Raw genomic sequence first — 331 nt, 5'->3', positions numbered from 1 at the left:
CGGGGCGCCGGGGCGCATCCGGCGAGCCGCGGCAACGGAGCGGGCGAAACGTCCGGGAATGGGCGATGCACGGCGCGCGCGGGTACGGGGCTCCCCCGTGCCCGGGAGCCCACGCGCACGGGCCACGGCGGGCCGGGGGTGGGGGCGGTGACCGGGGCGGCCGGCCCGGACGGCGAGGAGACCTGGCCGCTGGACGCGGCGCTGCTCGGGGCGCTCCGCGAGACGGGCGCCGCCGCCGCATGGCTCTTCCTGCTCTCGGCCGACCGGCGGGTGCTGGTGCTGGCGGTGCTGTGCGGCCTGCCGCCGGAGTTCATCGCCCCCTGGACGTGTA

At 80.1% G+C, this 331-nt stretch carries 1 protein-coding gene; it reads left to right on the top strand.

Annotation, left to right across the window (positions count from 1 at the left end; genetic code table 11):
* Window positions 1–147: 147 nt before the first annotated feature.
* Window positions 148–331 (top strand): hypothetical protein (locus LO771_RS30125; protein ID WP_230748344.1); only part of this gene is annotated, 184 nt, incomplete at its 3' end.

Origin of the sequence: Streptacidiphilus sp. ASG 303 (assembly GCF_020991365.1) — a bacterium.
Classification (GTDB): domain Bacteria; phylum Actinomycetota; class Actinomycetes; order Streptomycetales; family Streptomycetaceae; genus Peterkaempfera.
The sequence above is the reverse complement of the archived record's forward strand: the minus strand, read 5'-3'. Positions and strand labels throughout refer to the sequence as shown.